Source organism: Variovorax sp. P4_B11, assembly GCF_056402355.1.
Genome location: NZ_JBFUHO010000042.1, coordinates 44,220 through 69,427 on the forward strand (window position 1 = coordinate 44,220; position 25,208 = coordinate 69,427).

Consider the following 25,208-nt stretch of genomic DNA (forward strand, 5'->3'; position numbering starts at 1 on the left):
GGTTCCGCGGTGTTCCCCGAAAGGGCCTCGCTGCGCTGGCCGGGCGAAAGCGCGGTGGAAGAATGAATCGACAACCGCGGCACGTCAAAGGTGCGCCGCATTTATTTACTGAAATGGAGAACTCGAGATGACGCTGGCAATGCGCTGGGATGAATGGGCCGACCACGATGCCGTGGCCCTGGCCGAACGGGTCCGCAAGGGCGAGGTATCGGCGGCCGAACTGGCGGCCCAGGCCGCGGCCGCCATCGCGAAGACCAACCCGTCGCTGAGCGCCGTGGTCGAGGTCTTCGACGACGTGGTGGCCGACCCGCTGAAGGACGGCATGGACCCCGGCGGCGCGTTCGCCGGCGTGCCCTACCTCATGAAGGACCTGGGGCCGACGCTCAAGGGCCGGCTGCAGGAGTTCGGCTCGATGCTGATGCAGGGCCATCGCCCGGCCGAGGACAGCTTCCTCACCGGACAGATCCGCAAGGCGGGCCTGAACATCATCGGGCGCAGCACCACGCCCGAGTTCGGCGTCTGCAGTTCGGCCGAGAACGCGCTCTATGTCACGCGCAACCCCTGGAACCTCGACTACACGACCTGCGGCTCCTCGGCCGGCACGGCGGCGGCGGTTGCGGCCGGCGTGCTGCCGCTGTCCCACGCCACCGACGGCGGCGGCTCCATCCGCATCCCTGCCGGGGTCAACGGCAACATCGGCCTGAAGGTGTCGCGTGGCGTGTTCTCGCTGGCGCCGGGCTTGTCCGACCTCAGCGGCCTGGTCTCGATCCAGGGCTGCCACAGCCGCACGGTGCGCGACACAGCGGCCTTCGTCGACCACTGCCGCGGTGGCGCGCCGGGCGAATTCATGCCTTTCTGGACACCCGCCGAGCCCTACCGCGAACTCATCCAGCGCGATCCCGGCCGGCTGCGCATCGCGCTGTCGCACGAGTGGGGCGACTTCCGTGCCACGCCGCACTTCGTGGCTGAACTGGCGCGCGTCGGCCGCTTCCTCGAAGGCCTCGGCCACCACGTGGAATGGGCGCTGCCCGAGGTGGATTTCCGGGCCGCCTTCGCTGCCCAGACCACCTGCTACATCAGCAACTTCGCACAGGTCATCGCCGGCCAGATCGCCCGCCTGGGCTACGAACGCCCGCCGGCCGAGCTGCTGGAGCCGATCAACATCAAGATCTGGGAAGCCGGCCTGCACACTTCGTACACCGAGCGCTCGAAGATGCAGGCCGTGTTCAACAGCACCTCGCGCGCCTTCGGCCGCTTCTTCGAGGACTGGGACATCATCCTGACGCCGGTCACCGCGCTGCCCACGCCCAGGGTCGGGACGACGCAATACCTCACGACCAGCACCAACCCTTCGGTGCACGACTGGTTCGCCAACCTCTGGAAGAACTTCGCCTACACCCCGCTGGCCAACCTCTGCGGCATGCCCGGTATCTCGCTGCCGATGGCAACGCAGGAGAACGGCTTGCCGCTCGGCATCCAGGCGCAGGCGCGCCAGGCCAACGACGGCTTGCTGCTTCAGCTCGCGGCCCAGATCGAGCGGGCCCTCGACGGCCAGTGGAACGCGGGGCAGCGGCCGGGGGTTCACGTGACCCGCTGAGCCGCCGAGGCTAGCCGCCGCTCTCGGCCTCCTGCAGCAGCCGCCACATCACCTTGCCGCTGCCGCTCTTGGGCAGCGCGTCGACGAACTGCACCACGCGCGGAACCTTGTAGACCGCCATGTTCTCGCGGCACCAGTCGATGATCTGCTGCTCGGTCGTGTCCTTGTGGGTCGGGCGCAGCACCACCACCGCCTTGACCGACTCGCCACGGTAGGCGTCCTTGATGCCGATCACGCAGGCTTCCTGGATCGCCGGATGGCGGAACATCAGCAGCTCGACCTCGGCCGGCCAGACCTTGAAGCCGCTCGCGTTGATCATGCGCTTGAGGCGGTCGGTCATGAAGAAGTAGCCGTCCTCGTCCATGCGGCCCATGTCGCCGGAGCGGAAGAAGCGCTTGCCCTCGAATTCGACGAAGGCCGCGGCCGTGGCGTCGGGCCGCTTCCAGTAGCCCTGGAACACCTCGGGGCCGTGGATGATGATCTCGCCCGATTCGCCGACAGGCATTTCCTGCAGCGTGTCGGGGTCGACCACGCGCGCGTCGGTGCTCATGTAGGGGATGCCCAGGCACTGCTGCTTGGGGTTCTCGAACGGATTGGCGTGCGAGGGCGCGGCGGTCTCGGTGAGGCCGTAGCCCTCCTGGTACTTGAGGCCGAACTGCTCCAGCAGGCGCTGCGCCACGGCCTGCGGCATCGCGGCGCCGCCACCGCCGATGTAGACCAGGCTGCTCAGGTCGTAGTGGGCGAAATTGGGGCTGGCCATCAGGTCGATGACCATGGTCGGGATGTTGGTCCAGCTCGTGACCTTGCGGCGCGAGATCAGGCGCCCGGCCACGTCGCGGTCCCAGCGCGGCATGATGACCAGCGTGCCGCCGATCAGCACCGTCGTGTGCATCATGCTGACCACGCCGGTAATGTGGAACATCGGCACCACGGCCAGCACCACCACCTCGGGCGACCCCAGGCCCCACAGCTGGCTGGCGCAGGCGTTGTGCATCAGGCTCGAATGATGGTGGATGCAGCCCTTGGGCAGGCCGGTGGTGCCGCTGGTGTAGGGCAGCAGCGCCATGTCGTCGGCGCCCACCACGTGTTCGGGCGGCGCATGGCCGGCGCCGAGCGCGTCGGTCCAGCGCATCACGGCACCGCCTTCCAGGGTCGGCAGCGGATGCTGCGTCAGCAGCCAGTCGCGCCAGGCCGGCGCCGGGGCCTCGTCGCCCGTGACCTCGGGGTCGAAGGTGTCGGTGAACTGGGTGACGATCAGGTGCGCCAGCCGGTCCTTGGGATCGAGCGCGTTGCTGGCCTTGGCCAGCTCGGGCGCCAGGTCGCCGGTGGTGATCGCGAACTTCGCGTCGGGGTCGGTGATGTAGTGCTTGAGCTCCTCGGCACGGTTCATCGGATTGACCGGCACCACGACCGCATTGGCGCGCAGGATCGCGAAATGGGCGATCACCAGCTGCGGGCAGTTCTGCATGTCGAGGATCACGCGGTCGCCGCGCTGCACGCCCAGGGCATGCAGGGTGCCGGCGAGCCGCTCGGCCTGCGCCGCGAACTCGGCGTAGCTGATCTCGCTGCCGAAAAAGACCAGCGCGGGCTTGCGCGGGTAGCGCGCGGCATTGACCGCGAGGTTGTGCCACAGCGAGGTCGCGGGCACGGTGATCGAACGGGGCAGGCGCTGGGGCCAGAACTTGTAATGCGGGCGATCCATACAGTCTCCAGAGAGCGTGAGAGCCTACGACGCTCCAGACGCCTCCCGCATCGGGGAAGCCCCCACGGTCGTCGCCTGGGCGACTCGACGCCCAGGCAGGGGCCACGCTCCGCTACCGCCATTGACCGACAGACGCGGCGCCCGATCTGCCGTAAAAAAGCGGACTCTCAACCCCTTTCGACGAGGAGCTTCCATGCCAGCAGACAAGCACGCGAGCGTTCACTGGGAAGGCGCCGGCAAGACCGGCAAGGGCCTGATCAGCACCGAAACCGGGTCGCTCAAGGACTACCCCTACGGCTTCGCCAGCCGCTTCGAGGACGACAAGCGGGGCACCAACCCGGAGGAGATCCTGGGCGCGGCACACGCCGGTTGCCTCACGATGGCCTTCGCCTTCGCGCTCGAGGGCGCCGGCCTGACGGCGACCTCGATCGACACCAAGGCCGCGGTCCGGCTGGCCAAGGACGGCCCGGGCTTCAAGATCGACCGCATCCAGCTCGAGCTCGAGGCGGTGGTGCCCGGCATCGACGAGGCGAAGTTCCAGCAGCTGGCGACCGGCGCCAAGGAAGGCTGCCCGCTGTCGAAGGCGCTGGCCAGCGTGCCCGAGATCACGTTCAAGGCCACCCTCAAGCCCTGACGAGGCGGACGCCGGGCGCTGTTTATGATCTCCTCACAACGAGGAGACACCCATGAACATCGCCCGCAAAGGCATCGCCGCGCTGCTGTGGCTGTCGGTTTCGGCCGCCGCCGTGGCTGCATTTCCGGACAAGCCCATCAAGGTCGTCATCGGCTTCCCGGCCGGGGGCCCGCTCGACCAGCATGCGCGCCTGCTCACCGACCGGCTGCAGGCGGTGCTGGGCCAGCCGATCATCGTCGACTACAAGCCGGGCGCCGGCGGCTCGGTCGGCGCCGAGGCGGTGGCCAAGAGCGCGCCCGACGGCTACACGCTGATGCTGGCCAACACCGGCGTGGCGGTGATCAACGGCGCGCTGTACGCCAAGCTGCCCTACAACACGCTGCGCGACTTCACGCCGATCGCGCGCACCGCGATGCAGCCGCTCGCGCTGCTGGTGACGCCCAAGCTGCCGGTTCAGGATCTGCGGCAGTTCGTCGACTACGCCCGTGCCCGGCCGGGACAGATCAACTACGGCTCGGCCGGCAACGGCGGCATCAGCCACCTGGTGCCCGAGATGTTCAAGAGCGCCACCGGTATCTTCATGGTCCACATCCCCTACCGCGGCAGCGCGCCGGCCTTCACCGACCTGATGGGCGGGCAAGTGCAGTTCATGGCCGAATCGATCCCGCAGGCAGCCAACTACCACAAGCAGGGCAAGGTGCGTGCGCTGGCGGTGACCAGCGCGGCGCGCAACCCGGCCTTGCCCGACGTGCCGACCGTGATCGAATCCGGCATCAAGGGTTTCGAGGTGGTGGGCTTCTACGGCTTTCTGGCGCCCGCGGGCACCCCGAAGGACGTGGTCGCCAAGCTCAGCGATGCGTTCAAGCAGGTGCTGGCCAGTCCCGAGGTGCGCGAGCGCATGGTGAGCCAGGGCGCCGACCCGGCCTACCTGGGCAGCGAGGATTTCGCCCGCTTCCTGGCCGCGGAAACACCGCGATGGGACAAGGCGGTGAAGGCCTCGGGCGCCAGATTGGACTGACCCTACATCTTTCGGAGGCTGTCGGGCGCTCGAGAAAGTAGCCAAAATGACTTACATGGATCACCTTTATTTTTCCCGTCGGCCCGCGCCCGACGGCCTGTTCGGGCAACGCCGGTTCCGCCTGCCGCCCGAAGGCTCCTCGCACCATGGCGGACCGCCCCTCGACCCGGAGCGGCCGCCGCCACGGCCGCTGAGCCCCTGGGAGCTGCTTCAGGTCGCCGCCGCGTGGAGGCGAAGGACCGATGACCCGTCGTCGAACCGGGTCGCCCAGGCCCTGGAGTCCCTGGCGGCCCGCCGCATGCCGCCGCCGGTCGAGAAGGCTCCGGCGGCCGCCCCCCCGAAGTCCGTGGCCCGGAAGATCTCGGCGTTGATGGGGCTCTAGGTAACAACCCCGATTCGACGAATTTCCCACACCCGAAAGCGCCGGACAGCGCGAAAATCGGGCTGTTCATTCATTGCTGCAAGTGCAATCAAGGTTAGGCCCGCCTCGTGCGGGCCTTTTTTTCGGCCGCTGACGCCCCGGGCAACGCACCGTTGCGGGGCTCAGGCTTGCATACAAGCAGGCATGAAAGCTGCTGGTATGCAGCATCATGTCCATCAGCGCTCCCGAAATCAGTGCACGCATCGTCGAAGCGGTGATGGCGCAGAAGCTCGCGCCCGGCGCCCGCCTGGGCGAGCAGCAGCTCGCGATGCTGTTCGACTGCAGCCGCACCATCGTGCGCGAGGCGCTGACCCGGCTGGCGGCGCGCGGCATCGTGACCGTGAGCGCACGCCGCGGCTGGTTCGTGATCGAGCCGTCGCAGGACGAGGCACGCGAAGCCTTCGAGGCGCGGCGCGTGATCGAGTCGGGCCTGATCCGCAGCGCCGGCGCCATCGACCGCGACGCCCTGCGCGCACTCAAGGCGCACCTCAAGCGCGAGAAGGCCGCGCTGAAGGACAGCGACATCGGCAACCGCAGCTACCTGCTCGGCGACTTCCACGTCTGCCTGGCCGAATGCCTGGGCAACTCGCTCTTGGCCGACACGCTGCGCGACTTCACGGCCCGCACCACGCTGATCGCGATGCTCTACCAGTCCTCGCACGACGCGGCGCAGTCCTGCGAGGACCACGTGCGCATCGTGGCCGCCCTCGAGCGCGGCGACATCGCGGCCGCCGAGACCCTGATGAGCGAGCACATCGGCACCGTGCAATCGGCGCTGCGCGTGCAGACACCGACCGACCCGCTGGCCCAGTTGCGGGACGCACTGGCACCGATCCAGGGCACGGCCGCCGACCCCAGAGGCGAGGCACAGCTCTTGCGTACCGGCCCTTCCAGGAGGGGCCGGAAGGCGGCCGCATCCGACCCTTCACCCGACGATTCATCGACCTACCTAGGAGCCCTGTTATGAAGCAAACCAAGCGCACTTTCGCGCTCGCCCTGGCCGCGGCCGCCCTGTTCGCCACTGGCGTCTCGCACGCCCAGAGCGCGCTCGACAACGTGATGAAGGCCAAGCTCATCAAGATCGCGGTGCCGACCGACTACCCGCCCTACGGCTCGGTCGACAAGACGATGACGCCGCAGGGCCTGGACGTCGAGATGGCGCAGCTGATCGCCAGCAAGCTCGGCGTCAAGGTCGAGCTGGTGCCGGTCACCAGCGCCAACCGCATCCCCTACCTGCAGACCCGCAAGGCCGACCTCGTGATCTCCACGCTGGGCAAGAACGCCGAGCGCGAGAAGGTGATCGACTTCTCGTCGGCCTATGCGCCCTTCTTCCAGGCGGTCTACGCTGCGAAGAGCGTCAACATCAAGAGCTTCGCCGACATGGGCGGCAAGACCGTGGCCGTGACGCGCGGCGCGATGGAGGACCAGGAACTCGCCAAGGTCGCACCGGCCAGCCTCGAGTACAAGCGCTTCGAGGACAACAACGCCACCATCGCCGCCTTCGTGGCCGGCCAGACCCAGACCCTGGCCACCAGCGCCGCGGTCGCCGGCGACATGATGCAGAAGAATCCGCAGCTCGGCGCCGAGTACAAGCTGCTGCTCAAGGACAGCCCCTGCTTCGTCGGCATCGCCAAGGGCGAGGACCCGCTGAAGGCCAAGGTCAACGAGATCATCGCCAACGCCAAGAAGGACGGCACGCTCGACGCCATGGCGAAGAAGTGGCTGGGCCGCCCGGCCGGCGACCTGCCGGTCTGAAAGGACGAGGCCCCCATGCTCGTCACTTCGTGTACTCGACGCCCCCCGAAGGGGTCCAGTCCGCCTTGGGGCGGCCCGGCGGCGGACGGAGCCCCCACGCTCCGCACTGCGTGTCGTCGCTGCCCCCCAGGGGGGCGCTGCCCGCCTTGGGGCGGCCCGGCGGCGGACTAGGCCCGCCATGAACATCGAATTCGACTTCGGCGCCGTCCTCGGCCAATGGCCCCTGCTGGCCAGGGGCGTGCTCTGGACGCTGGGACTCACGGCCGTCGCGACCGTGATCGGCATGGTGGTCGGCGTGGCCTGCGCCTGGGCCCGCGCCAGCGGCCCGACCTGGCTGCGCTGGGTGGTCGGCAGCTATGTGGAGCTGATCCGCAACACGCCCTTCATCGTGCAGCTGTTCTTCATCTTCTTCGGGCTGCCGGCGGCCGGCTTCAAGCTGTCGCCCGAAGTGGCGTCGGTGATCGCGATGGTGATGAACCTCGGCGCCTACGCGACCGAGATCATCCGCGCCGGCATCGAGGCCACGCCGCGCGGCCAGATCGAGGCCGCCGTGAGCCTGGCGCTCAACAAGGTGCAGGTGTTCACGCGCGTGGTGCTGCCGCCGGCGATGAAGAAGGTCTGGCCCGCGATGGTGAGCCAGATCATCATCGTGATGCTGGGCTCGGCCGTGTGCAGCCAGATCTCGACCGAGGAACTGAGCTACGCCGCCAACCTGATCCAGAGCCGCAACTTCCGCGCCTTCGAGGCCTTCATCGTCGCCACGGTGATCTACCTGGCCCTGTCGGTGGGCGCACGGCGCCTGCTGAACTGGGCCGGCCCCAAGTACTTCTTCGGACGGTGAGGCGCCCATGACCGACTTCTCCCTCTGGGACATTCTCCGCAATCTGCTGCTGGCGCTGCGCTGGACGGTGGTGCTGTCGTTGATCGCCTTCGTCGGCGGCGGCGTGGTCGGCGGCCTGCTGCTGTTCGCGCGGCTGTCGGGCGGACCGGTGGTCGACCGGCTGATCGGGCTCTACGTGCAGGTGTTCCAGGGCACGCCGCTGCTGATGCAGCTGTTCCTGGCCTACTTCGGAATCGCCCTCTTCGGCGTCGACGTCTCGGCCTGGACCGCGGCCTCGGTGGCGCTCACGCTCTACACCAGCGCCTTCCTGACCGAGATCTGGCGCGGCTGCGTGGCCTCGATTCCCAAGGGCCAGTGGGAAGCCTCGGGCAGCCTCGCGCTGAGCTTCGGCGAGCAGATGCGCCACGTGATCCTGCCGCAGGCCACCCGCATCGCGGTGGCGCCCACGGTCGGCTTCCTGGTGCAGGTGATCAAGGGCACGGCGCTGGCCTCGGTGATCGGCTTCATCGAGCTCACCAAGGCCGGCAGCATGATCTCGAACGCCACCTTCAAGCCCTTCGTGGTGTTCAGTTGCGTCGCCCTGCTTTATTTCGTGCTGTGCTTTCCCGTGAGCCTGTACGCCAAGAACCTCGAGAGGAAGATCAATGTCGCTCGTCGCTGAAGCCCCCGCCTCCGAAGCCGAATCCGCGGCCCGGCCGTCCGCCGCACCCATCGTGCGCATCACGGCGCTGCGCAAGTCCTATGGCAGCAACGAGGTGCTCAAGGGCATCGACCTCGAAGTCAAGCGCGGCGAGGTGATCGCCATCATCGGCAAGAGCGGCTCGGGCAAGAGCACGCTCCTGCGCTGCATCAACGGCCTCGAGGTCTTCCAGGAGGGTTCGCTCACGGTCGACGGCAAGCCACTGCTGCACGAGAGCGCGATGGCGATGCGCGAGCTGCGCCAGCATGTCGGCATGATCTTCCAGAGCTTCAACCTGTTCCCGCACCTGACGGTCGGGCGCAACGTGATGCTGGCGCCGACCCTGGTCAAGAAGCGCAGCAGCGTCGAGGCCGCCTCCCAGGCGCGCAAGCTGCTGGCGCGCGTCGGCCTGGCCGAGAAGTTCGACGCCATGCCCGACCAGCTCTCGGGCGGCCAGCAGCAGCGCGTGGCGATCGCCCGCGCGCTGGCGATGGAGCCGGCGGTGCTGCTGTGCGACGAGATCACCTCGGCGCTCGACCCCGAGCTCGTCGGCGAAGTGCTGCGGGTGGTGGAATCGCTGGCGGTCGAGGGCATGACATTGCTGATGGTGACCCATGAGATGAGCTTCGCGCGCAAGGTCAGCGACCGCGTGATCTTCATGCACCAGGGCCGGGTGCACGAGATGGGACCGCCGGGCGAACTGTTCGGCAGCCCGAAGACGCCGGAACTGCAACAGTTTCTTTCATCGTTGCACGATTGAACCCGGGCGGCCGGGAACCCCCCGGTCTGTGGCAAGCTCCGAGCGGTATGCCCTTCCGCTCGCCCAATTCCCGCCGACGGCTGCTGCGCGCCCTGCTGGGCGCCGCCGCACTGCCCGCACCGCTGGCCGCGCTGGCCGGCTTCAACTTCTTCACCAGCGAATACACGGCCAGCCGCGCGGAACTGCAGGCCCAGATCGCGAAGCGATTCCCGGTCCAGCAGCGCTATGCCGAGGTCTTCACGGTCGCGCTGCGCGACCCGCAGCTGTCGCTCGACGCCCGCAGCAACCGGGCGGCGATCACGGCGGTGCTCTCGATCGCCAGTCCGCTGCTGCGGCCTTCCTCGGTGGAAGGCGTGGTCTCGGTCAGCAGCGCGCTCAAGTACGATGCGGCGGCGCGCGCCGTGCGGCTCGACCGGCCGCAGGCCGACCGGATCGAGCTGCAGGGCCTGAGCGGACGCGACGCCGAGCGCCTGCAGCAGATCGGCGCCGTGGTCGCACAGGAACTGCTGCGCGACCAGCCGCTGCGCACCTTCAAGCCCGAAGAACTCACCGTCGGCCGCAAGACCTACGAGATCGGCGACATCACGGTGCAGGACGACGGCATCACCGTGGTATTGAAATGACGCTCCCCCGAAGCGCCTGCCGCTTCGCACTCGGCCTCGTCGCTTCGGCCATGCTGATTGCCGGGTGTGCGGCCCTACCCGCTGCCACGCCACGCAGCATCGATCTGCAGGCGCACCGCGGCGGTCGCGCGCTGGCGCCCGAAAACACGCTGGCCGCCTTTTCGAATGCGATCGAGATGGGCGTGAGCACACTGGAACTCGACATCGGCCTGACTGCCGACGACGTGCTGGTGATCTCGCACGACACCCAGCTGAACCCCGACCACACGCGCGACGCCCGCGGCAACTTCCTCAAGGCCAAGGGCCCGTCGATCCGGTCGCTGACGCTGGCGCAACTGCAGACCTACGACGTCGGCCGGATCGATCCCGCGAGCAGCTATGGCAAGCCCTTCCCCAAGCAGCTATGGAGCGACGGCGAGCGCATTCCGACGCTGGGCGCGCTGTTCGCGCGCGTCAACGAACTTGGCGCGACCAGGGTCCGCTTCAACATCGAGACCAAGCTGGATCCCGGCCAGCCCGAGGAAACCGCTTCCCCCGAACAGATGGTCCGCGCGCTGCTGGCCGAGGTCGACAAGGCCGGCATGGCGCAGCGCGTAACGGTGCAGAGCTTCGACTGGCGCTCGCTGGCGCTGGTCGGCCAGCAGGCGCCGTCGATGCCGCGCGCCTACCTGACGAGCGCCCGCACGCTGAAGGACAGCCGCTGGACCGCCGGCCTGCGCATCGAGGACTTCGGCACGGCGCCGCGGCTCGTGAAGGCCGCCGCGGGCGACGCCCAGGGACCGGTGATCTGGTCGCCCGCCTACAACGACCTGAGCCCGGCGCTGGTGCAGGAAGCCCATGCGCTCGGCCTGGCCGTGCTGCCCTGGACCGTGAACCAGCGCGCCGACATGGCACGGTTGCTGGACTGGGGCGTGGATGGGATCATCACCGACGACCCGTCGATCCTGCGCGACCTGCTGGGCGAACGCGGCGTGGCGCTGCCGGCGAGGCGCGGGCGCTGAGAAGCGCCCGATAATCGCAGCCGATGCCTGAACACTCCTCCCCCACGGCGCCTCGCGCCGGCGCCATCACCGACGTCGCCGGCATCGAAGTCGGCCACCACAGCGACCCTCGCCGCCCCACCGGCTGCACCGTGATCCTCGCGCGCGAAGGCGCGGTGGCCGGCGTCGATGTGCGCGGCGCAGCGCCGGGCACCCGCGAGACCGACCTGCTCGCGCCTGGCAACCTGGTGCAGCAGGTCCATGCGGTGATGCTGGCCGGGGGCAGCGCCTGGGGGCTGGCCGCGGCCGATGGCGCCATGCGCTGGCTCGAGGAGCGAGGCATCGGGCTCGACGTCCGCTTCGGCACGCTGCCGATCGTGCCGGCCGCCGTCCTGTTCGACCTGCCGGTCGGCGACGCCCGCATCCGGCCCGATGCCGATGCCGGCTATGCCGCCTGCGCGGCGGCCTCGAACGCGGCGCCGGACGAAGGCTGCGTGGGTGCCGGCAGCGGCGCGCTGGTGGGCAAGCTGTTCGGCATCGATCGGGCGATGAAAGGCGGCATCGGCACCGCATCGGTCACGGTCAACGGCGTCACGGTCGGCGCCCTGATCGCCTGCAACGCGCTCGGCGACGTCATCGACCCCGACACCGCGCAGGTCGTCGCCGGTGCACGCACCGAAGACGGCCGCGCCCTGCTCGACACCCGCCGCGCCCTGTTGCGCGGCGACTTGCCGAAGCCGCTGCTGGCCGGCACCAACACCACGCTGGGCGTGGTCGCCACCGATGCGGTGCTGACCAAGGTGCAGGCCAACCGGCTCGCGGCGGTCGCGCACGACGGCCTGGCGCGGGCGATCAATCCGGTCCACACGATGAGCGACGGCGACACCCTGTTCGCGCTGGCTACCGGCCGCGTGCCGCTCGAGGGCGATGCCCCCGGCATGACGGTGCTCGGCACCATGGCGGCCGAAGTCGTGGCGCTGGCGACCGTGCGGGCGGTGCGGGCGGCACACGCGGTGCGCATCGGCGACAGCTACTTCCCGGCCGCTGCGGACCTGTCCTGAGCGCCGGCTGTCGGCCGCCCGCTCGGCACGCGCTTTGTAACCCGCCGGGCGCGGAAAGCACAGAAAATGCCGCTGCCGCGCCCGCGGCGACCTTGAGTTCCGTTCCAACCCGCCGCCGCATGCCCCAAGCCATCCGCCTGTTCCTGCTCTCGATCCGCGACCTGATCGCATCCGCCGGGCCCGTCGTCTTCCTCGTCATCGCCCTGCTGGTCGCCGCCTACTGGTGGCTGCAACCGCAGCCGCCCCAGCGCGTGGTGCTGGCCACCGGGCCCGCCGGCAGTGCCTATGCCGGCTTCGGCAAGCGTTATGCCGATGCCCTCAAGGCCAATGGCATCGAGGTCGAGCTGAAGGCCACCGACGGCTCGCTGGACAATCTCGAGCTGCTGCGCAGCGGGGGCGCCGACGTCGCCTTCGTGCGCGGCGGCAGCGCCGATCCGGTGAAGGACGAGGAAGGCGGCCTGACCTCGCTCGGCAGCCTGTTCTTCGAGCCGCTGTGGTTCTTCTACCGGACCGATGCGGCGAAACGCATCGACCGCAAGACCGGCACCCTGACGTCGTTGACGCAGTTCAAGGACCTGCGCATCAACGTCGACAAGCCCGGCAGCGGCGTGCCCGACATCATGGACCGGATGTTCCGCGCCAACCACATGGATCCGGCCGCGCTGAACCTGTCGAACCTCGAACAGTCGCCCGCCACCGAGGCGCTGCAGGCCGGCCTGCTCGACGTCGTCGTGCTGGCCTCGGCGCCGCAGTCGCCGCTGGTCCAGAAGCTGCTGCGCGCACCCGACATCCAACTGATGGACTTCGCCCAGAGCGACGCCTACTCGCGCCGCTTCGCCTTCCTGCAGCCCGTGACCCTGCCGCGCGGCGTGGTCGACCTGGCCGCCGACCTGCCCTCGCACGATGTCTCGCTGCTGGCGGCCACCACCTCGCTGCTGTCGCGCGAGGAAACCCATCCCGCGCTGCGCCAGCTGTTCGCGCAAACCGCCCAGACCCTGCACGGCGGCGCCGGCTGGTTCAACCGGGCGCGCGACTTCCCCAACACGCGCACCAGCGAACTGCCGGTCAGCCCGGAGGGCGACCGCGCCATCAACGGCACGCCGGCGTTCTGGCAGCGCTACCTGCCCTTCTGGGCCAGCAACCTCGTCGAGCGCATGTGGCTGGTGCTCGGTGGCCTGCTGGTGCTGATGCTGCCGCTGTCGCGCGTGGTGCCGCCGCTCTACCAGTTCCGCGTGCGGCGGCGCGTGTTCCGCTGGTACGCGCGGCTGCGCGAGGTCGAGCACAAGCTCGACGCCCGCACGGGCGACGCCGACGCCCTGCTGAAGGAACTGGCCGATCTCGATCGCGTGGTCAACAAGGTCGCGGTGCCGCTGTCCTATGCCGACGAGCTCTATGCGCTGCGCAACAACATCCACGTGGTGCGCAAGCGGGTGTTGGCGAACGCGCCGCAGGGCGGCGCGGCCGCCGCCGCCTGAAGGCCGTCACTGCCTTTGCACCCGCAGCAGCTTGCCATTGCTGCTGTCGGTCAGCAGGTAGAGCCACCCATCGGGCCCTTGCCGGACATCCCGGATCCGTTCACCGCGCTCGGCCAGCAAGCGCTCGCGGCCGACCACCGTGTTGCCCTCCAGCGTGAGGCGCCACAGCGCGGTGCCGGCCAGCGCGCCGACGAAAAGATTGCCCTTCCAGTCGGGCAGCGCATCGCCGGTGTAGAAGGCCAGGCCGCTCGGCGCGATCGACGACTTCTGCGTGCCCGGGGTCCAGGCCGTGCCGTCGATCTTTTCCCAATAGGTCAGGGGCTGTTCGAGGCCCGGCTTGGCGCTGCCTTCGCCCACCTGCGTGAGCGTGCCGTATTCCTGCCCATAGCTGATCACGGGCCAACCATAGTTGCGCCCGGCCAGCGTCAGGTTGACTTCGTCGCCGCCCTGCGGGCCGTGCTCGCTGGTCCAGAGATCGCCGGTCACCGGATGCAGCGCCGCGCCCTGTGGATTGCGATGGCCGTAGCTCCAGATGTGGGGTTGCGCGCCGGCGGTCGCCGCAAACGGATTGCCCGGCGCAGGCGCGCCATCGGTGGTGATGCGCACCACCTTGCCGTTGCCGCGCGACAGGTCTTGCGCGAAGCCGCGCTGGGTGTCGAGCAGGCGTTCGCCCATCGTCACGAACAGATAGCCGTTGCGGTCGAACACCAGCCGCGATCCGAAGTGCGCCGTGCTGTCGACTTTGGGCGACTGCCGGTAGATGACGGTCACATTGGCGAGACTGCGGTTGGCCGCATCGAGGTCGGCCCGGGCGACCGCCGTGCCGTTGAGGCTCGGATTCGATCCGTCCCGCTCGGAAAAACTGAAATAGATCCGGCGATTGCTCGCGAAGTCCGGGTCCACCGCAACGTCGAGCAAGCCGCCCTGCCCCACCGCGGCGACCGCGGGCACACCGGCGATCTGGTCCGCGCCGCCATTGACAGGGGAACCATCGGCATTGCGCAAGCGCAACTGGCCGCCCCGCTGGGTGATCAGCATGCGGCCGTCCGGCAGAAAAGCGAGGGCCCACGGGGTGTCCAGGCCGGAGGCCACTTCAGTGACCTTGAACGCCATCGGCGTCGAGGCCGGTGGCGTCGTGCCGCTGGGTTGCGCAGCCACGCTGATGTTCGGCTGGGAGGGCGGGTTCGCGGGGGTCGGCGTCGCCGTGGCACCGACACCGAACGCGGAGACGGCGACGCTGGCGCCGCCACCGCCACCGCACGCGCCCAGGGCCGCCAGGCCCATCGCCAGAAGATACCGAGTCGCCGCTGCCATGCATGCTCCTTCGGAATGGGCGCTGCGACGCGCCCGGGTCTCGGGCCCTGCCGCTACTTCAGCGCCTTGAAGCGCATGCGGTGCGGCTTGGCACCTTCTTCGCCCAAGCGCTTCTTCTTGTCGGCTTCGTACTCCTGGTAGTTGCCGTTGAAGAAGGTCCACTGGCTGTCGCCCTCGGCCGCCAGGATGTGCGTCGCGATGCGGTCGAGGAACCAGCGGTCGTGGCTGATCACCAGCACCGAGCCGGCGAACTCGAGCAGCGCGTCTTCCAGCGCGCGCAGGGTTTCGACGTCCAGGTCGTTGGACGGTTCGTCGAGCATCAGCACGTTGCCGCCCGCGATCAGGGTCTTGGCCAGGTGCAGCCGCCCGCGCTCGCCGCCCGACAGCGTGCCGACCTTCTTCTGCTGGTCGGCGCCGTTGAAGTTGAAGCGGCCGGCGTAGGCCCGGCTGGCCATCTGGAACTTGCCGACGTTGATGATGTCGAGGCCGTTCGAGATGTCTTCCCACACCGTCTTCTCATTCGCGAGAGCGTCGCGGGTCTGGTCGACGAAGGCCATCTTGACCGTCTGGCCGACCACCACCTCGCCGCTGTCGGGCTTTTCCTTGCCGGCGATCAGCTTGAACAGGGTCGACTTGCCGGCGCCGTTCGGGCCGATGATGCCGACGATCGCGCCCGCGGGAACCTCGAAGCTGAGGTTGTCGATCAGCAACCGGTCGCCGAAGGACTTGCTGACGTTCTTGAATTCGAACACCTGGTTGCCCAGGCGCTCCGCCACGGGGATGAAGATCTCCTGCGTCTCGTTGCGCTTCTGGTATTCGAAGTCGCTCAGTTCCTCGAAGCGGGCCAGGCGCGACTTGCTCTTCGCCTGGCGCGCCTTCGGGTTCTGGCGCGACCATTCGAGTTCCTTCTTGAGGGCCTTGGCGTGGGCTTCCTCGCTCTTCTGCTCCTGCGCCAGGCGCTCGCCCTTCTGCTCGAGCCAGGTGCTGTAGTTGCCCTTCCAGGGGATGCCGCGGCCGCGGTCGAGTTCGAGAATCCACTCGGCCGCGTTGTCGAGGAAGTAGCGGTCGTGGGTGATCGCCACCACGGTGCCCGGGAAGCGCTGCAGGAAGACTTCCAGCCACTCGACCGACTCGGCGTCCAGGTGGTTGGTCGGCTCGTCGAGCAGCAGCATGTCGGGCTTGCTCAGCAGCAGGCGGCACAGCGCCACGCGGCGCTTCTCTCCGCCCGAAAGCACGCCGATGTTGGCGTCCCACGGCGGCAGGCGCAGCGCGTCGGCGGCGATCTCGAGCTGGTGCTCGGAGTCGGTGCCGGCGGTCGCGATGATGGCTTCGAGCTCGGCCTGTTCGGCCGCGAGCGCATCGAAGTCGGCATCCTCGGCCCCGTAGGCCACGTAGACCTCCTCGAGCCGCGCCTTGGCCGCATAGACCGCGCCCATGGCCTCTTCGACCGACTCGCGCACCGTGTGGGCCGGGTTCAGCTTGGGCTCCTGCTCGAGGTAGCCGATCGTGAGACCGGGCATCGGCAGCGCCTCGCCCTCGATCTCCTTGTCGATGCCGGCCATGATCTTCAGCAGCGAGGACTTGCCCGAACCATTCAGGCCGAGTACGCCGATCTTGGCGCCGGGGAAAAACGACAGCGAAATGTCCTTCAAGATCTGCCGCTTGGGCGGCACGGTCTTGCTGACCTTGTTCATGGTGTAGACGTACTGGGCCATGGTTATCTTTGCTTCGGTGAAATGAGTTTGAGCTTGGGAAAATAAGTCTTGTAGCGCGCGCTGTCGCGCGATACGAGGGTGCAGTCCATCAGCTGGGCATGCGCGCCGATGTAGAAATCAGGCAGCAGCGAAGAGCGCGTGCCGCCCGACTTGCGGTACTTGTGGAACGCCATCGCCGCCGTCCGGGCGGCCGCATAGGGCAGTTCCAGCCGTTCATAGAGCCGTGCGGGCAACGCCGCGTCCACGTCACGATCCGAATTGAAGTAGACCGACACCTCGGCATAGATCAGCGGATTGATGGCCAGTTTGCCACGGGTCAGGCAATCCCCGATCGCCGCCGCCGACCAGTCGACCCATTTGGGGTCCTCGTGGATGACGTCGATCAGTACGTTGCTGTCGATCAGGAAGGTTTCAAGCCCCTCAGCGTTCGCCACGCGTCATCTCCAGCCACTCGTCCGCCGACAGGCCGATCTTCGAGCTCGCGCTGCCGCGCAACAGCGCAATCGCCTCCTCGGCGGGCGTGGTCGTACGCTTGACCGGCTTGACGATGATCTGCTTGTTGCGAAACTCGAACTCCACCTCGTCATAGGGCTTGAGGCCGGCGAGTTCGCGGATGTTCTGGGGAATGGTCACCTGACCCTTGGAAGTGAGTCGCACGCGGCGCTCCTGGTAATACCGACAAGGTAAGAGTTTAACGCATCGTGGTGCGCGGCTCGGTTCGTCGACTCGTGCGCGTCCTCCGGCGCGCGGGAGCGGCTGAATTTTCTGCGTTACGGTTCGACGTTTCGCTCCAATACTTGCGGCTTTCCCGCAGACGCGGCATCCCGACAATCCTAGAGTCGTCACTTTGGCCCATCAGCCCGACATGCCCATGCCGAAACAACGCCGCGCGCTGGTGCTCCGCCTGCTCCCCAATCGGGCGTGCCTCGCCCGGTCGGGCACCACAGGAAGATTTCCAGAAGCTTGAAAGGAGCCAGCACTTTCTGAGGGCATGGTTGGCTTTCCCACCATTTTTCGGCTTCAGATCTTCTATTCGAACAACTGCTTCGCAGGTCTGACGCGGAAACCTTGCTTTCTGCAAATCCCCCGCTCGCTCGCGCAACCGGTGCAGCCAAAGCGTATGCCGCATGCGGCCTGAGCCGACAGGGGAGTCGGCACCTCCAATAAGTCGTGCAGATGCTGGGGGTTGAGAAACTCCCCGATTCGACGATGCATGGCGCCCTGCTGTCCAAATGGATCTACCGCAACTAGTCAAGCTGATTCCTGAGGTGGATTGCTGAAGCGAGTTGCTACAGCGTGTTCTGCACAACATCCCTACCAGTCAGTGCTACTAGTCGCCCACCCAACGAGAGGTCCGCCTACCGCCTTCCAGCCTTGAAATTCAATCGCCCGATTTGGCGTACTGCAACTCGCTGCCTCGGCCGAACGCCGGAGCAACCTGACCCTGGAAGATCGATCGCGGCCAGCTTTCTTCAACACCAGCGCGCCGAAAGTAGAAAATCCCTCCACTTTCGACATCCATAAATTAAAGATGTCAAATTATGCCTACAGATTTCATTTCGCGAGAAATAAGCCATTTTCTCAAGAACCGAAGAGCCAGTCTCTTGCCGGCAGATTTCGGATTCACCATCGGACGCAGGCGAACAAAAGGATTGAGACGGGAGGAAGTTTCACAACTGTCAGGAGTCAGCGCCACTTGGTATACCTGGCTGGAGCAAGGAAAAAATATTCGTGTATCACAGCACATGATAAATAATCTTTCTTCCGCGCTACGCCTCAATACAACAGAGCGCAAATACCTATCTGAGCTCGTTCAGCAGCGCGACATAACCGACCCAGTATTGATTGAAATAGAACTCTCCTCTAGTCTGATCAAGACAGTTGATTCAATCTGCTCGCCAGCCTATGTACGGAACCATCGCTGGGACTTGCTGTACTGGAACAAAGAAGCCGAAATATACATCGGCCAAAGACTCAATTCACAACAGAAACCAAATATACTAAAGTTGGCGTTTCTTGACGAGAAGCATCGAGCAACCATTTGCAACTGGAATCAAACCGCACAAGAGATGATCGCTCAATTCCGTCGAGATTTTGGGCGTTTCGCAAAATATCAGGGATTTGTAGATATAGTTACCGAATTATTAAAAGACAGCGAGACGTTCCGTCGAGGCTGGGGGAGGCAAGAAATTTGCCTGAGAGAAACGGGCCTGCGAATCTTCCTACATCCGACTAAAGGCGAGCTAACCTTTGAACGCACCTGTCTAGCCCTTGACAACGACATGTTAGTAAAATTGGAGGTTTATACATCGGTAGAGACCGAAGGGAGAGCGTAGACGTTCGTCAATAGAGTGTTAGGATTAACTGCAGCCACAATTTGCATCACTAGATCGAACGAATCAATGCTACTGCCGTTGCTGTCGCAATTACTTTATCGCCTTGAAACAATTCACCAGCGAGATGGCAGATTTTGCCTCCGCGCCGAACAATACGACCAAAACCACGTATCGGCCCAACGAATGCCGGTCGCAAAAATTGAATAGTCAAGGTGAGCGTTGGTGCAAATTCACCCGCTTTAAGCGTGGATGCCAATGCTGGCCCCATAGTGTCATCAAGCATAGCCGCGAGGAATCCGCCTTGAATATTTCCCGCGGGATTGGTGAACTTTTCTTGCCCAGTAAATTGCGTCTCCACGGAGCCCTGAACATCATCGATCTCTAGAATCGTACCGCCAAGCGTTTTGACTGCTTCAGGAGCAGGGAGCACGCCAGAATGAATCTTCCAAAAGAATGCATCTTTATCCATTTTAAACCTCATAATTTCTATTGGAGCCGTTTAATTAAATAGCCTGTGAATTCGGAATTCGGTGGTCCATCATCTTCCTCCAAACAGGCGGAAATAGCGCGACAAATGCCATCGTAAAATACCCAAAAGGCATTTTTGGAGATTGCTTTCCAACGGCTAGGCTCGCAAAACTCTTTCCAGGCCGACAATGATGATCCGAATGAAGCCCAAGATTAAACAATGCATAGTTCGTAATTGAATCTGCATCCCATGCATGAACTTCATAAATTCGACCTTTGACAGATTCTCTTGTCAGACCATAGTGCTGAATGTAGTTAATTGTTTCTAAAATAAAGATTCCGACGAGGCCTTGCAAAACGAATGCAACCAGTGAATGCAAGCCAAAAGCAATCCATATCGAAAGATAAATTCCCAGCATGATATACAAAGTGAACGCGGCCGCGTTGTGCAATGGACTCCATACTGGTTTGCCTTCTTTTTGCGCTCTCACAGCCTCTATTTTGAGAATCTCCACAAAACCATTAGCAATCGATTGACGGTAAAATGAGTAAATATTCTGTCCAATTCGAGCCGTCGATGGATCACTCTTTGTCGCTACAAGCAGGTGGTGTCTTCGAAGATGTTGGAGTCGAAACCAGGGGTAGTTGGCAGCATAGAGAAGGAGCCAACCTAACGCTCGTTCTTTTTGACCTGGGCGATGCATAAACTCATGAGATAAGGTAATTGCATTTATTCCAGAGCAAAGTCCAATCGAATAACAAACGGCCGCGAAATAGATGCCATGGACATGCGCACTGCCCCAGCCAACGAACCACATGACTAGGATAAGGTGGCTCACTGAAGCGACGTATGCAACAAACTCTCCAAGCCACTCATTATTCTCGCTTTCTCGAAACGCCAGGACATTTTTTTTGATTTTTCTGGCCCAGTAGATTTCTATCAATGAATAGATGATCACACTCAACAATATAGTCGAAAGGAGCCATCCGCCCTTTAGCGTAAAACCCAAAACTACAGAGATTGGATGGAAGAATGCCATCGCAAATCTTGCGTTCAGCATTGCACATCCCTTCGCGATTCAATTAACATTCCAACCGGGAGAAATTTTCCCACTATCAAAGGCAAATTCAATTCATCTATAATAAATTGAATTTCCCTTATGCTATACGCTCGTCGGTGCGAAATAATTCCGTCTGCAATAAATTCTTTAGGATAGAACGGCGCAATGAGGCTCATCATGGCCACCCCGTAGAACGTACGGCGTAGATCAAACACAGAAACCAATTTTCCGACGCGCGCAGCTTCCGAAAGTACTTTAGCTAGGATTTTTGGCGAGAAATGGTGAACTGCTTGGACGCAGATCACTAAATCAAATGATTTTTCTGCAAATGGAAGTGCGGTCGCATCAGCAACTTTCCAATCGATGTTGCTCCCCGATGCCGCCTCCGGAACACGTAGATCACTTGCGGTAAATTTCCAGTTTCTCAATTTAGAGTTCGAGGTCTCAGCAAGCTGGCGACTCAGCCAACCGCTTCCGGCGCATATCTCGAGCAACTTTCTAGGTTCGGAACTGCCGCCGGCAAGGAACTGGCGCTGAAGATGGATTCTCAGCTTCTTAGATAGCTGGGAGACGTCAGCGAAGTGCTCTAAATCACGGATCACGGTAGCAGCGCCTGCGGACTTGGGATACAGATCCAGCAGTTCAAGCTGTTCTTTGTATATCAAGCGATCAACAACGCCAAACGTTCTCTTTCGAAACTGAGCCAGTCGCAGCTCAATGTCTTCCATGGCCAGCCTCCATGGATTCAGAAGCACTAGACACCAACGCCCGTGCGCCGCTCATAGTGCCTCTATGTCGAATCTTAGCTAAGACAAGTTCTTTTTCAAAAAATCGCTTCGCTCTTGTGTGCATGTATGCTATCGATTCATGATTCGATGCATCGAAATATATTGCAAAATCATTGATGGAATAATCTCCCATCAAATGCAAAGGCTCATGGAAAATTGGTGTTGCACCAAAGTCCACAAAAAAGGGAAGCGTCTGGTGACGTGTGATTCCTACAAGAGCGCTGTAGCCGTGGGTAACGGCAAACTGAGCAGCTTCATAAAGCATCACGCGAAGCGCCACTGCTCCGCGTACTCGTTTTTGAACGACAACGTTGGTGATCTCGACAAACCGCTGGGACCTTGTTGCCCCTGGGATAAGATCAATATAGGGTGTTTCATCGATTTCGCTGATCGGCGTGATCGCGAATATACCTTCTAATCCGCCATGAAAGAATAGGCCAAAACATAGTGCATTTGGTTTTGGGAGAATTTTTGGTTGAAGAAACCCTAACGGCGAGTACGCTTTCTCCAAGAGTTGAATGTATGCACTATAGAGTCCTGCTTCGTTTTTGTGAATGCGCTTAACTCTATACGAGTGACAATCGTAAATAGAGAGATCCATGCTAATGTGCCCCGAGTGATTTGCATATAAAGTTATCAGCATCCGCCCAGAGGTGGAGCACAAGGTGCGGCAATCTATTTATGCGACAAGACAATCCGGCTCTTCTTGCTGCCCTGCCTCCAGAACATCAAGAAACATTTGGCCATAAAACTGAAATGTCATCTTCCGCGCATGAATGACATAACTCACCTCATCATCTCGCACCAACTCAAGTGCTTTTACTGCTTCTTCCAGATGACGTGCGTCGAATCCGCCATGACTCCTTAGGAAGGTTGTTGAGTTGCTCTTCAATCCGTATCGGGTGACTAAGAGATCTGCGAAGCTTGTTCCGAAATCTGAACCTAACCCTTCGGTGGCCGTTGCAACACCTAATATTCCGACAGGGTTTCCATACGTCGCCATGAAGTAGTTCTGAGTGATCAGGCTCCAAGCTCCTTTGCGTGGCATTCTTGTCAAATTCGTCTTTGGATCCAAGCCCATATTTTCGAGATCTTTGATACAGAAAAGGTCGTGGCCGTTTTCTTCGTTCACCTGCTCAAAGAACCAATTCCTGAGTTCACGTCGATCATCGCCAAGGCGCGCGCCGCCGAGGGCGAGCATTCGCGGCGTGTGTCGAACGAGGTGATGCGTTTCACATAGATACGCTTTGTAGTGCGCCACTGTCATTTTCCCTTCCCTCACGGCCCCGAGCAGTGCATTGTTGTCGATCATGTCTTTGTAGTCTTGAGCGGTGGCTTCGATGATCTTTTGAAAAATGGTCATTGCAAGTTCTCCTTTTTTCGTTGAATGGATGGCACTCAAATACGCTGAGGACGACGTGGATACTATTGGTCTTCTTGATCCGTAGATAGACCAATGCTTGTTATGGTATTGCCTCTCCTGTTAGTGGCAGTAATAGCTAAACAGGCTCATCGACTTGAAATTTCATGCGTGAGCGACCTACCGTGCCTTTGCTAACCCGGACACCAGAACGACGCGGCGGGGCTATGCCTGAGAGGCCTTTACTCACTTACGGGTGCGCACGCCGCGCCCGAGTTCGAGCACGCAAACGGCCCATCGGGCGGCAGCAATTGTTGGGCAAGCTCCATGGCGTCAAGCGCAGCCTGGGCCTGCTCTCATCTTGGCCGTCAGCCTGCAGATCCTGCTGCTCGTCGCGCCGCTGTTTACGCAATGGATCGTCGACGAAGCAGTGGTCTCAGGCGACATGGAGTTGCTGCCGCTGCTAGTCAATCGGCTTCGGGCTCGCCACGCTCATCACGGTGGACTGAAAGCGACGCGCGGATGGCTCGTCACATCGTCGCCTTGGTGCAGTTCGGCATCCAGTGGACGGCGCGGATCACGGACCACCTGGTGCACTCGCCCGCGCGATGGTTCGAAGTGAGGCATACCGGCGACGCGGTGTCGCGTTTCCAGTCGATACAAGGCATCCAGCAGACTGTCACGGCAAGCTGGTGAAGGACCCTGCTCGACGGGCTGTTCGCGCTCGTGACGCTGCTGGTCAAGCCGCTCTATGGCGCGCCGAACTGGCTACGGTGTTTTGGCCGCGGCCCACGCGTATGTGGCCATTCGCGTGCTACCTCGGAGCACTTTCCACCGCGCGAACAAACGGGGTGCACACGCAAGGGATCGGCACGCTCCATATGACTCGCATTGCGATTGCGCATCGGCCTGAAACGATATCAATGGCTGGACGGGCGATCGAGCTCCGGCCCACCGCCATCGCCCACTGTCCCCAACTCATGCGACAATAGCGCCTGTTGCCGGGTCCAGTTGCCCGCAACGCCGGCTCTCTGCCGGGGACGAAGAAGGCCTTCACTCTCAATGAAGACAGGCTTTCCGGCTCCCACTCCTGACCTTCATCTGCCCTTACTGGCTCGACGTCCAACTTGACGCCCGAGCGGGTGGATACCACTGCGCCGTGTAGGGCGCTTATTGAACTCAATGAACTTTGATGAACTGAAGCTGGCCCCGGCCATCTTGAAGGCCGTGCATGAGCAGGGCTACGAAACGCCGACGCCGATCCAGGCCCAGGCCATTCCGGCCGTGCTCGACGGCCATGACCTGCTGGGCGGTGCCCAGACCGGCACCGGCAAGACCGCTGCCTTCACCCTCCCGATGCTGCACAAGCTCACGATGAGCCGCAGCGCCACCAACAAGTTCGGCGGCACCGGCATCCGTGCCCTGGTGCTGACCCCGACGCGCGAACTCGCGGCCCAGGTCGAGGAATCCATCCGTACCTACGGCAAATACCTGCAGCTCAGCTCGACCGTGATCTTCGGCGGCGTCGGCATGAACCCGCAGATCAGCAAGCTCAAGAGCGGCGTCGACATCCTGGTCGCCACCCCCGGCCGCCTGCTCGACCTGCAGCAGCAAGGCATGCTCGACCTGTCGCAGGTGCAGATGCTGGTGCTCGACGAGGCCGACCGCATGCTCGACATGGGCTTCATCCACGACGTCAAGAAGATCCTCGCGCTGGTGCCGAAGGAAAAGCAGAGCCTGCTGTTCTCGGCCACCTTCAGCGACGAGATCCGCGACCTCGCCGCCACGCTGCTCAAGAACCCGCAGAGCATCCAGGTCACGCCGCGCAACACCACCGTGCAGCGCATCAGCCAGGTGATCCACCCGGTCGGCCGCGGCAAGAAGAAGGCGCTGCTCGCGCACATCATCAACGAGCACAAGTGGAGCCAGGTGCTGGTGTTCACCCGCACCAAGTTCGGCGCCAACAACGTGGCCGAATTCCTCACCAAGAACGGCATCGAGGCGATGGCGCTGCACGGCAACAAGAGCCAGAGCGCGCGCACCCAGGCGCTGGCCGGCTTCAAGAGCGGCGACATCCGCGCGCTGGTGGCGACCGACATCGCGGCCCGCGGTATCGACATCGACGAACTGCCGCACGTCGTCAACTACGAAATTCCGAACGTCAGCGAAGACTACGTCCACCGCATCGGCCGCACCGGCCGCGCCGGTTCGAGCGGCGAGGCCGTGAGCTTCGTCTGCCTCGACGAGGAAGGCTTCATGCAGGAGATCGAGCGCTTCACCAAGCAGCAGATCCCAGTCCAGGTCATCGATGGCTTCGGCCCCGAGGAAGGCGAACGCGCCGAGCCCATCGCGATGGGCCGCCAGACCATCTGGGGCGGCGCCGGCCGTCCGCCGAGCCGCGAGGTGATGCAGGCGGCCGCCAAGGCCGCGCGCACGGAAATGATGCAGCGCATCCGCGACAACAAGGCCGGCCAGGGCGAACGCAGTGGCGGTGGCAATGGCGGCAATGGCGGTGGCCAGCGCCGGGGCGGAGGCAATGGCCAGGGCCAGGGCGCACCGGCCGGCCGCGGCGCCAATGGTGGCGGCGGCCAGGGCCCGCGTGCCCAGGCCGGCCGTGGCC

General features: G+C 63.7%; 26 protein-coding genes. 16 read left to right on the forward strand and 10 right to left on the reverse strand.

The genetic code is table 11. The features are described from left to right. Window positions 1-127 precede the first annotated feature (127 nt). Window positions 128-1,597, forward strand: a complete 1,470-nt coding sequence (locus AC1DYD_RS28765) for an amidase (protein ID WP_478176164.1) — start codon at window positions 128-130, stop codon at window positions 1,595-1,597. A 10-nt stretch (window positions 1,598-1,607) separates the two neighbouring features. Here the strand turns inward: AC1DYD_RS28765 and AC1DYD_RS28770 are convergent, their stop codons facing one another. After that, on the reverse strand, window positions 1,608-3,299 hold the full coding sequence (locus AC1DYD_RS28770) for a long-chain fatty acid--CoA ligase (protein ID WP_478176165.1): 1,692 nt from the start codon (window positions 3,297-3,299) through the stop codon (window positions 1,608-1,610). A gap of 193 nt (window positions 3,300-3,492) precedes the next feature. Here AC1DYD_RS28770 and AC1DYD_RS28775 point away from each other — a divergent pair, with 193 nt between their 5' ends. From AC1DYD_RS28775 to AC1DYD_RS28830, 12 genes are all read left to right on the forward strand, one after another. Beyond that, a complete protein-coding gene (locus AC1DYD_RS28775; RefSeq protein ID WP_478176166.1) occupies window positions 3,493-3,933 on the forward strand; it encodes an OsmC family protein in 441 nt (146 codons plus the stop codon). Window positions 3,934-3,985: 52 nt separating this feature from the next. Next, complete coding sequence (locus AC1DYD_RS28780) at window positions 3,986-4,951, forward strand: Bug family tripartite tricarboxylate transporter substrate binding protein (RefSeq protein ID WP_478176167.1); 966 nt, start codon at window positions 3,986-3,988, stop codon at window positions 4,949-4,951. Window positions 4,952-4,997: 46 nt separating this feature from the next. Further along, the gene (locus tag AC1DYD_RS28785; RefSeq protein ID WP_478176168.1) at window positions 4,998-5,333 is read left to right on the forward strand and encodes a hypothetical protein; all 336 of its coding nucleotides are present in this window, start codon (window positions 4,998-5,000) and stop codon (window positions 5,331-5,333) included. 208 nt (window positions 5,334-5,541) lie between these two features. Next, entirely contained in the window at window positions 5,542-6,339 is a 798-nt protein-coding gene (locus tag AC1DYD_RS28790; RefSeq protein ID WP_478176169.1) for a GntR family transcriptional regulator, read from the forward strand. Continuing rightward, window positions 6,336-7,127, forward strand: a complete 792-nt coding sequence (locus tag AC1DYD_RS28795; RefSeq protein WP_478176170.1) for a transporter substrate-binding domain-containing protein — start codon at window positions 6,336-6,338, stop codon at window positions 7,125-7,127. Before AC1DYD_RS28790 ends, AC1DYD_RS28795 begins: the two co-directional genes overlap by 4 nt. Window positions 7,128-7,305: 178 nt before the next feature. Further along, a complete protein-coding gene (locus AC1DYD_RS28800; RefSeq protein WP_478176171.1) occupies window positions 7,306-7,968 on the forward strand; it encodes an amino acid ABC transporter permease in 663 nt (220 codons plus the stop codon). Window positions 7,969-7,975: 7 nt separating this feature from the next. After that, window positions 7,976-8,629 carry an amino acid ABC transporter permease gene (locus tag AC1DYD_RS28805; RefSeq protein ID WP_286522874.1) on the forward strand — a complete coding sequence of 218 codons (654 nt, stop codon included), beginning with the start codon at window positions 7,976-7,978 and terminating at the stop codon, window positions 8,627-8,629. After that, a complete protein-coding gene (locus AC1DYD_RS28810) occupies window positions 8,613-9,407 on the forward strand; it encodes an amino acid ABC transporter ATP-binding protein (RefSeq protein ID WP_478176172.1) in 795 nt (264 codons plus the stop codon). Before AC1DYD_RS28805 ends, AC1DYD_RS28810 begins: the two co-directional genes overlap by 17 nt. A gap of 47 nt (window positions 9,408-9,454) precedes the next feature. After that, window positions 9,455-10,030: a DUF1439 domain-containing protein gene (locus tag AC1DYD_RS28815; RefSeq protein ID WP_478176173.1), complete on the forward strand. Its 576-nt coding sequence runs from the start codon at window positions 9,455-9,457 to the stop codon at window positions 10,028-10,030. Further along, window positions 10,027-11,031, forward strand: a complete 1,005-nt coding sequence (locus tag AC1DYD_RS28820) for a glycerophosphodiester phosphodiesterase (RefSeq protein WP_478176174.1) — start codon at window positions 10,027-10,029, stop codon at window positions 11,029-11,031. Before AC1DYD_RS28815 ends, AC1DYD_RS28820 begins: the two co-directional genes overlap by 4 nt. Window positions 11,032-11,054: 23 nt before the next feature. Next, complete coding sequence (locus tag AC1DYD_RS28825; protein ID WP_478176175.1) at window positions 11,055-12,071, forward strand: P1 family peptidase; 1,017 nt, start codon at window positions 11,055-11,057, stop codon at window positions 12,069-12,071. 119 nt (window positions 12,072-12,190) lie between these two features. Continuing rightward, window positions 12,191-13,546, forward strand: coding sequence for a TAXI family TRAP transporter solute-binding subunit (locus tag AC1DYD_RS28830; RefSeq protein WP_478176176.1), 1,356 nt, complete (start codon window positions 12,191-12,193; stop codon window positions 13,544-13,546). A 6-nt stretch (window positions 13,547-13,552) separates the two neighbouring features. Here AC1DYD_RS28830 and AC1DYD_RS28835 read toward each other — a convergent pair whose 3' ends face one another. Genes AC1DYD_RS28835 through AC1DYD_RS28850 form a run of 4 tightly spaced genes read right to left on the reverse strand, consistent with a single transcriptional unit; the run spans window position 13,553 to window position 17,232 of the window. Further along, a complete protein-coding gene (locus tag AC1DYD_RS28835) occupies window positions 13,553-14,860 on the reverse strand; it encodes a PQQ-dependent sugar dehydrogenase (RefSeq protein WP_478176177.1) in 1,308 nt (435 codons plus the stop codon). A gap of 53 nt (window positions 14,861-14,913) precedes the next feature. Continuing rightward, window positions 14,914-16,575, reverse strand: coding sequence for an energy-dependent translational throttle protein EttA (ettA, locus tag AC1DYD_RS28840; protein WP_478176178.1), 1,662 nt, complete (start codon window positions 16,573-16,575; stop codon window positions 14,914-14,916). 2 nt (window positions 16,576-16,577) lie between these two features. Further along, window positions 16,578-17,009: a type II toxin-antitoxin system VapC family toxin gene (locus AC1DYD_RS28845; protein ID WP_478176179.1), complete on the reverse strand. Its 432-nt coding sequence runs from the start codon at window positions 17,007-17,009 to the stop codon at window positions 16,578-16,580. Then, the gene (locus AC1DYD_RS28850; protein WP_478176180.1) at window positions 16,996-17,232 is read right to left on the reverse strand and encodes an AbrB/MazE/SpoVT family DNA-binding domain-containing protein; all 237 of its coding nucleotides are present in this window, start codon (window positions 17,230-17,232) and stop codon (window positions 16,996-16,998) included. The genes AC1DYD_RS28845 and AC1DYD_RS28850 overlap by 14 nt, the downstream gene beginning before the upstream one ends. Before the next feature lie 947 nt (window positions 17,233-18,179). Between AC1DYD_RS28850 and AC1DYD_RS28855 the strand changes: the two genes are divergently transcribed. Next, on the forward strand, window positions 18,180-18,911 hold the full coding sequence (locus AC1DYD_RS28855) for a helix-turn-helix transcriptional regulator (RefSeq protein WP_478176181.1): 732 nt from the start codon (window positions 18,180-18,182) through the stop codon (window positions 18,909-18,911). Between the two features lie 49 nt (window positions 18,912-18,960). On the opposite strand, the gene AC1DYD_RS28860 is transcribed toward AC1DYD_RS28855, so the two are convergent. The 5 genes from AC1DYD_RS28860 to AC1DYD_RS28880 form a co-directional block, all read right to left on the reverse strand. Beyond that, window positions 18,961-19,380, reverse strand: coding sequence for a PaaI family thioesterase (locus tag AC1DYD_RS28860; protein WP_478176182.1), 420 nt, complete (start codon window positions 19,378-19,380; stop codon window positions 18,961-18,963). Between the two features lie 34 nt (window positions 19,381-19,414). Next, entirely contained in the window at window positions 19,415-20,419 is a 1,005-nt protein-coding gene (locus tag AC1DYD_RS28865) for a fatty acid desaturase (protein ID WP_478176183.1), read from the reverse strand. A gap of 14 nt (window positions 20,420-20,433) precedes the next feature. Next, window positions 20,434-21,168: a class I SAM-dependent methyltransferase gene (locus AC1DYD_RS28870; protein WP_478176184.1), complete on the reverse strand. Its 735-nt coding sequence runs from the start codon at window positions 21,166-21,168 to the stop codon at window positions 20,434-20,436. Next, a complete protein-coding gene (locus tag AC1DYD_RS28875) occupies window positions 21,155-21,829 on the reverse strand; it encodes a hypothetical protein (RefSeq protein ID WP_478176185.1) in 675 nt (224 codons plus the stop codon). Before AC1DYD_RS28875 ends, AC1DYD_RS28870 begins: the two co-directional genes overlap by 14 nt. Before the next feature lie 78 nt (window positions 21,830-21,907). Beyond that, window positions 21,908-22,591: an iron-containing redox enzyme family protein gene (locus AC1DYD_RS28880; RefSeq protein WP_478176186.1), complete on the reverse strand. Its 684-nt coding sequence runs from the start codon at window positions 22,589-22,591 to the stop codon at window positions 21,908-21,910. Between the two features lie 519 nt (window positions 22,592-23,110). Here AC1DYD_RS28880 and AC1DYD_RS28885 point away from each other — a divergent pair. Beyond that, entirely contained in the window at window positions 23,111-23,284 is a 174-nt protein-coding gene (locus AC1DYD_RS28885) for a hypothetical protein (protein ID WP_478176187.1), read from the forward strand. 486 nt (window positions 23,285-23,770) lie between these two features. Then, window positions 23,771-25,208: DEAD/DEAH box helicase (locus AC1DYD_RS28890; protein WP_478176188.1), on the forward strand; the 1,438-nt coding region annotated here is incomplete at its 3' end.

What these genes read in the sequence shown, in the direction of transcription:
- AC1DYD_RS28830 (WP_478176176.1), top strand. Translation starts at nt 12,191, where the DNA reads ATGCCCCAAGCCATCCGCCTGTTCCTGCTCTCGATCCGCGACCTGATC.
- AC1DYD_RS28785 (WP_478176168.1), top strand. Translation starts at nt 4,998, where the DNA reads ATGACTTACATGGATCACCTTTATTTTTCCCGTCGGCCCGCGCCCGAC.
- AC1DYD_RS28825 (WP_478176175.1), top strand. Translation starts at nt 11,055, where the DNA reads ATGCCTGAACACTCCTCCCCCACGGCGCCTCGCGCCGGCGCCATCACC.
- AC1DYD_RS28805 (WP_286522874.1), top strand. Translation starts at nt 7,976, where the DNA reads ATGACCGACTTCTCCCTCTGGGACATTCTCCGCAATCTGCTGCTGGCG.
- AC1DYD_RS28835 (WP_478176177.1), bottom strand. Translation starts at nt 14,860, where the DNA reads ATGGCAGCGGCGACTCGGTATCTTCTGGCGATGGGCCTGGCGGCCCTG.
- AC1DYD_RS28770 (WP_478176165.1), bottom strand. Translation starts at nt 3,299, where the DNA reads ATGGATCGCCCGCATTACAAGTTCTGGCCCCAGCGCCTGCCCCGTTCG.
- AC1DYD_RS28860 (WP_478176182.1), bottom strand. Translation starts at nt 19,380, where the DNA reads ATGGATAAAGATGCATTCTTTTGGAAGATTCATTCTGGCGTGCTCCCT.
- AC1DYD_RS28880 (WP_478176186.1), bottom strand. Translation starts at nt 22,591, where the DNA reads ATGACCATTTTTCAAAAGATCATCGAAGCCACCGCTCAAGACTACAAA.
- AC1DYD_RS28820 (WP_478176174.1), top strand. Translation starts at nt 10,027, where the DNA reads ATGACGCTCCCCCGAAGCGCCTGCCGCTTCGCACTCGGCCTCGTCGCT.
- AC1DYD_RS28810 (WP_478176172.1), top strand. Translation starts at nt 8,613, where the DNA reads ATGTCGCTCGTCGCTGAAGCCCCCGCCTCCGAAGCCGAATCCGCGGCC.
- AC1DYD_RS28765 (WP_478176164.1), top strand. Translation starts at nt 128, where the DNA reads ATGACGCTGGCAATGCGCTGGGATGAATGGGCCGACCACGATGCCGTG.
- AC1DYD_RS28865 (WP_478176183.1), bottom strand. Translation starts at nt 20,419, where the DNA reads ATGGCATTCTTCCATCCAATCTCTGTAGTTTTGGGTTTTACGCTAAAG.
- AC1DYD_RS28795 (WP_478176170.1), top strand. Translation starts at nt 6,336, where the DNA reads ATGAAGCAAACCAAGCGCACTTTCGCGCTCGCCCTGGCCGCGGCCGCC.
- AC1DYD_RS28875 (WP_478176185.1), bottom strand. Translation starts at nt 21,829, where the DNA reads ATGGATCTCTCTATTTACGATTGTCACTCGTATAGAGTTAAGCGCATT.
- AC1DYD_RS28790 (WP_478176169.1), top strand. Translation starts at nt 5,542, where the DNA reads ATGTCCATCAGCGCTCCCGAAATCAGTGCACGCATCGTCGAAGCGGTG.
- AC1DYD_RS28815 (WP_478176173.1), top strand. Translation starts at nt 9,455, where the DNA reads ATGCCCTTCCGCTCGCCCAATTCCCGCCGACGGCTGCTGCGCGCCCTG.
- ettA (WP_478176178.1), bottom strand. Translation starts at nt 16,575, where the DNA reads ATGGCCCAGTACGTCTACACCATGAACAAGGTCAGCAAGACCGTGCCG.
- AC1DYD_RS28780 (WP_478176167.1), top strand. Translation starts at nt 3,986, where the DNA reads ATGAACATCGCCCGCAAAGGCATCGCCGCGCTGCTGTGGCTGTCGGTT.
- AC1DYD_RS28870 (WP_478176184.1), bottom strand. Translation starts at nt 21,168, where the DNA reads ATGGAAGACATTGAGCTGCGACTGGCTCAGTTTCGAAAGAGAACGTTT.
- AC1DYD_RS28885 (WP_478176187.1), top strand. Translation starts at nt 23,111, where the DNA reads ATGGCTCGTCACATCGTCGCCTTGGTGCAGTTCGGCATCCAGTGGACG.
- AC1DYD_RS28800 (WP_478176171.1), top strand. Translation starts at nt 7,306, where the DNA reads ATGAACATCGAATTCGACTTCGGCGCCGTCCTCGGCCAATGGCCCCTG.
- AC1DYD_RS28775 (WP_478176166.1), top strand. Translation starts at nt 3,493, where the DNA reads ATGCCAGCAGACAAGCACGCGAGCGTTCACTGGGAAGGCGCCGGCAAG.